We start from the raw sequence: 5,605 nt of genomic DNA, 5'->3' as shown, positions 1-5,605 counted from the left end.
CAAGACGAAGGTAGCAGCAGGCGGCTCCCTTGCGAAATATCGATGGCTCTCTATGCCAATATCTGACGTTGGCCACCAGCGGCTCCCATTCGCAATATCGCATGCTCTGAAGCGGGCGATTACTCAGGAGATAAACAGGGCTGGGTTATCGTCATCTCGAGATTCAAGATACGCCTGTAAATGCAACTTCGTGCGCGCGTCGAAATAAACCCTTCGCTCTTTATCGCCTTTGCCAAGCACGATGCATTCGCGCGCTTCAAAGTCCACGTCATCTCGATTGAGCCTTACCAGCTCGCCAACGCGCATACCCGTCGAAGCAAGCATGTCGACTATCGCCAAATCGCGCAACTCCCGGCAACCGTCCCGCATGCGCTCAAGAGCCTCGTCGGTGTATGTTTCCTTTACAGTCTTCGTTGACTTTATTTTTCGGATTCTCCGGACAGGGCTCTTGAGAATATAGTCCTCGACTTCAAGCCATGAGAAGAAACTGGAGAGGATGCGCCGGACGTTGTCAATTGTCGTTTTCCCCGCTCTGCTCGTAAGCTGATAGCTGGAGAGATAGGCTCGGAGATCATCTGTCGTAACCCTGGTGACCACCTTGTTAACATTAACAAAGAACCGCTGAATGGTAGCCGAGTAGTACCTCAGCGATTTCTCTGAACAACCCTCGAGGCGCTTTGCAGAGACAAAACGCTCGAGGTACTCATCGTTCGAAAGATGCGCACGTTCTAGTGGCAAGTTCTCGACATCGAAAAGACAGTACTCCAGAACTGCGTGCAGCCTCTCCATCTGCGCATTGTCAAGAACTTGAACCATAAGTCGCTCGATATCGAGCATGAGTGACTGCTTACCCTGCATGACTGGCCTCCTTTTATCAACGTGAGACCAGTGTAGAAAGAGATACGCCCTATGCACCCCACCGCCAAAAACAGGCGGCGGGGCGCCGCATCAACTCTCAACCGAAGTACTCCTGCATGAGCGCCTTTTTGAGCGTTTCAAGCTTCTCGATCTCTCGCTTTATCGCAACTTGCGATTTGTCGACCGACTCGGCGAAGGCGGCGAACTCGCGTTGAAGAGCAAGCGAGGGCAAGGGTATCTCTAGCTCTTTGAAGCTCTTGAGGGTGATGGTGCGCTGCGCCGCACCTTTAGCGGCTTTATCCATGTAACGCTGCGATTCGTCCGTCAATAAAGCAGCGTGGAGGAAGATGCTATCGACTCTTTCACGCATCGGCTTAAAGTAAGCAATATGGCGTTGGAAGCAGAAGGGTCGCTTGTCCTTAACGATTGCCGGATGCCCAAATGAGCCAACGGCTGACACCAAAACGTCCCCAATTCCAATCGGCGTTCTCGCAATCAAAGCCTCGTAATCTTCTTGAGATATATATTTTGACGTCTCGTAAGTAAGCTCGTTGCCGGCGACGTTACCTACAAATAGGAAAGGAATGCCTTTTGCTTGAAATTTCGGCGGTTGATGGGTGCCGTCGGTTATAAGCGAACATATTTCCTTAAGTTGGGCCCTTTCGATTGCAGGATCGTTCCCAAACATCTCGATAAACCGGGATTTGGCTATTTCGCCGAACATATCGAGCTGATGGCTGCGCATCTCTATCAATCTAGCAATCAACTCGAATCTTTTAGCGAGCAGATTTTGACATGTAACTGTGGGCAAGGGAATTAAGAAATCCTCTAACTGCTTCTTTGTAACTGCCTTGAATGTGCTACCCGTCCCCAGTGCTTCAAGTGCATCCCTCCTAGCGCGAAGCAAATTCTTTAAATATACGACATCCAGCGCGCCCGACTTCGGCCGTAGTGCAGCAATACCCCTCCCTATACAACACTTACATGATGCAGTATTCACGGCACCAATCGGAGCTCGCACGCTCAAAAGAATATCGCCCGTCAAAGCAACCTTTTTCGGAGCTTTGCACCATACTCTGGCCGTTGGGCACTCTTTACCGAAATCAGTATTTCCCTGGAAAAAGGGCAGTCCGATGCTATCGCCATTATATGTTTCAGATTTTGGCGACTGCCCCATTGTCAGCTGGCACACATCACCAAGCCTCACCATAGGCCATTTAGCCAATGTGATCAGCCTCCTCGTGGAAAAGCACTTCCCAATAGCCATTTTTGCGCGCTCCAACTCGCTTAAGCACACCCTTTCCTGAAAGTGCGGAAAGCCTGCGGGAAACAGTTGCGCGCGCCATCCCCGTCTCAGTCGCTATCTCCCCGTACGTGGCGCGTGGAGCACGTTCCAGAAATGCCAGAATCATTCGATCCTTTTCGTCCAGTCTCAAAGTCTCATTTATAGTCTCATTTATAGTCTCATTTAACGTGCCATCAGTGCCATGCACCGCGCTTTCCGTCTCACCAGACGTGGCAACATCATCATTCAGCCCCAGGGCCTCTTGCGAGAACGGAAACGTCACGCAGATGAAGTTGTCGTCGATTTCGAATGCATCTCGACCGTACGCATCGAGAATACGGCGCATGCCGGAACCCAACTGCTCAACCAACTCCATATCGCGGAACACACGCATGAGCTCGCGCGAACGCGGAACGCTCCGCCCCGCAAAGAAGCCCTCGAGGCTCTGTCCGGGGACAAGGCCGCCATATGATGACACCGTGATTCGATCGGAATAGATCTCCACCACCGGTGAGACCTCCATCGTCCAGTCATTGTGCACAACGGCATTGATGATGGCCTCGCGCAGGGCGGTCGCGTCGACGAGCTTTCTCTCGATACGGTATTTCGGCGTTATGCGCGCTTTGGTCGTATTCTCGACCAGCATCTTGTCGAGCACGCGATCAAGCGCCTTTAGGATGGAGCAATACCCATACTCCTCGTTTTCCAACAGGTAATACTTGTCTTGACCGGCGTATTTTGCCACCTTCATGGACACGCCGTTCTCATCTGCCAGCAGATACGCAAGCCAGTTGTAGGCACCGTCATCCGTGCGCAGGTCAAGCGTTTCCTCAAACTCGTCGTTGAGCTTGAGGCCATGCCCTTCGTAGTAGATCTTGAGCTGGGTAAACGTCAGCTTCTGGCGCGGAGACCGGATATTGCGAATGGTCGGGCGAGCACGACAAGCAAAAAGACCGTCGATCATCGCTTGTGGCATGGGCTGCACTGCAGACCCAACGCGCACGCTGCATCCGCGCTCAGACATGCCATAGCGTCTCTCGTAATACGGCTTGTCCGGGCCGCCGGAAACGATGATCTTAACGACGGGAACATCCTGCACACGCTCAACCGAGACATCGATGATTCCAAGCGTTGCAGGAACGATACCGTCTCGAATACGGCTCGCGACCCGCAACTGGATATCGTCCACATCCAAGCCCTTGATTGGATTGCCCTCATCATCAACGCCGATATAGATAACCCCGCCCTCAGAGCTGTTGAGAAAGGCAACGACCTCGCGCTCGAACTTATCGGTCAGCCCCACCTTATATTCGATGTGCGCGTCTTCGGGCACCATATGCGTCACCTTACCCGTCCTCGCCAGGCAAACCCTCCTCGAGCATCGCTTGCAGCTCGAGAAGGCCTTTTTGAACCTCGGCTTCGGAGGCGATCAAATCGGCCATGATCTCCGATGTGGGAGGGTAGTCCACCTTTTCGTATACGATTTCCTTGTACTTGTTGATCGATAGGTCGTAATCGTTCTCAACAATCTCCTCCTTGGGAACAACGAAACTTTTTTCTGTACGAGCGCGCGACGCTTCCCCGCTCTCGGAACCGTTTTCGCGCCAATCCGCGTACCGCTTGACGATGTCGGGAATATCGTTTTCGGAAACCTCTTGCCGCTTGTCATCCAAGCTGAACCCGTCTGCTTGCATATCGTAAAACCAGACGTCCCCGGTTCCGCCATTACCCGTTTTGGTGAACACTAGAATCGCTGTGGACACCCCCGCGTAGGGCTTGAACACCCCGCTTGGCATGCTGATGACCGCCTGGAGGCAGTTGTCTTCTATAATCGCCTTTCGAATCGCCTTGTGCGCCTTGGAGGAGCCGAACAGCACACCATCGGGAACGATGCAGGCGCATCTACCCCCCAAACGAAGCGAGCGCAGGAAAAGCGCCAAGAACAGAAGCTCGGTCTTCTTCGTTTTGACCAGCTTGGTAAGATCTGGCGAAACGATATCGGCATCGAGACTGCCCTTGAACGGAGGATTTGCCAAAATCACCGAGTACTTGTTGGTATCCGTATTCTGCTCGCTCAGGCTGTCTTTATATTCGATACGAGGGTTCTCAATACCATGGGACAACATGTTCATGGCACCGATTCGCAACATGGTCCGATCCATGTCATAGCCCGTAAACATCTCGCTGTTGTAGTGCCGTCTGTTTTCCGCGTTTCGAAACGTCTCGTCAAAATAGCGCCCGGCGACATACTCAGCCGCCCCAACCAAAAATCCGGACGTTCCGCACGCAGGATCGCACACGGTGTCCTGAGGCTTCGGATCCAGCAGCTCGACCATCATGCGAATGATATGACGCGGCGTGCGAAACTGCCCATTCGTGCCCGATGTTGAAAGTTTACTTAGAAGATACTCGTAAACATCCCCACGGATGTCCTTATCCTTCCAGTCGATGCAATCCATCTGCTCCACGACCTTCGAGAGCATCTGGGGCGTCGGAATCAAAAACAACGCATCGCCCATGTACCTGGAATATGCGCTGTCTTTATCGGCATGCAGCCCTTTGATAAAAGGGAAAACGCGGTTCTGCACGACCTCATACATCTGCGGTGCCGCCATATCGCGAAACACCGACCATTTGCATTGCTCGTTGCCACCGGCAAATATGCTGGAATAACTCAGCCCGAGGACCAGAGATTCCTTGCTGCGCCGGTTATCGACCTCGTCAAGATCGCGCACAAACATAAGATAGGTGATTTGCTCGATGACCGACAACGGATTGGTGATCCCACCCGTCCAGAATGTTTCCCACAGACTGTCAATCTTGTTGCGAAGCTCTCCGGTAATCACAAGCCCTCCTTCGGTCTATTCGCTTTGCCAATCATACCTTGTCGCGCAGACACATTCATGGCGGTGCCAACAGATTCGAAGTGAGAAGGGGCATGGATATAGCAGGCCGTTACCCGAAGCCCAATACAGTTAAGTCGTTCCAAAGGAGCTCCGCTTTTATTCATATCCCAGCTCCTGGGGTATGCTTGCGGGGCCCCGAGGGGCGGCCCGACCGGCCGCCCGCGCGCAGCCGTCTTGCCCTGCCCCGCAGAGGGCCCGGGGGGGTATTGCCGGCGCGGGCGGCGTGTCCGCCGAAGACGACCGATGGGAACCTGCCGGGCATGCTGTTCGAAGACCGCCGCGGCTCAGCATTGCGGGTGCTGCCAGGCGGGCGCCCGGCCGGGCCGACATGCGGACACGGCAGGGGGGATGCCACGTATGTACATGACGCCGCAGGCATGCGCCGACGCCGGGGCCGCCTGCCCCGACTGCGAGCTGTTCATCGGGTTCGACGTCGGCAAGTCGTTCCACGTGGCCCACGCCCGGGACCGGGCCGGCCGGAAGGTCGGCTCGGGCAGGGTCGACAACGTCGAGGCCGCGGCGGGCGCGCTCCCCTCCCGCGCGATCGGGGCCGCCG

The 5,605-nt window shown here is 54.4% G+C and carries 5 protein-coding genes; 1 reads left to right on the top strand and 4 read right to left on the bottom strand.

The genetic code is table 11. The features are described 5' to 3' along the window. Nucleotides 1-123 precede the first annotated feature (123 nt). The 4 genes from BN3789_RS12105 to BN3789_RS12090 form a co-directional block, all read right to left on the bottom strand. Nucleotides 124-858: a tyrosine-type recombinase/integrase gene (locus BN3789_RS12105; protein ID WP_066834729.1), complete on the bottom strand. Its 735-nt coding sequence runs from the start codon at nt 856-858 to the stop codon at nt 124-126. A gap of 97 nt (nt 859-955) precedes the next feature. Further along, entirely contained in the window at nt 956-2,083 is a 1,128-nt protein-coding gene (locus tag BN3789_RS12520; protein ID WP_161939016.1) for a restriction endonuclease subunit S, read from the bottom strand. Further along, nucleotides 2,076-3,479, bottom strand: coding sequence for an RNA-binding domain-containing protein (locus tag BN3789_RS12095; protein WP_066834725.1), 1,404 nt, complete (start codon nt 3,477-3,479; stop codon nt 2,076-2,078). Before BN3789_RS12095 ends, BN3789_RS12520 begins: the two co-directional genes overlap by 8 nt. A 10-nt stretch (nt 3,480-3,489) precedes the next feature. Further along, complete coding sequence (locus BN3789_RS12090; RefSeq protein ID WP_066834722.1) at nt 3,490-4,989, bottom strand: type I restriction-modification system subunit M; 1,500 nt, start codon at nt 4,987-4,989, stop codon at nt 3,490-3,492. 408 nt (nt 4,990-5,397) lie between these two features. On the opposite strand from BN3789_RS12090, the gene BN3789_RS12085 reads away from it, so the two are divergent. Continuing rightward, on the top strand, nt 5,398-5,605 hold a 208-nt coding region (locus BN3789_RS12085; RefSeq protein WP_147569752.1), incomplete at its 3' end, for an IS110 family transposase.

Source organism: Collinsella ihumii (genome assembly GCF_900046475.1).
GTDB lineage: Bacteria > Actinomycetota > Coriobacteriia > Coriobacteriales > Coriobacteriaceae > Collinsella > Collinsella ihumii.
The sequence above is the reverse complement of the archived record's forward strand: the minus strand, read 5'-3'. Positions and strand labels throughout refer to the sequence as shown.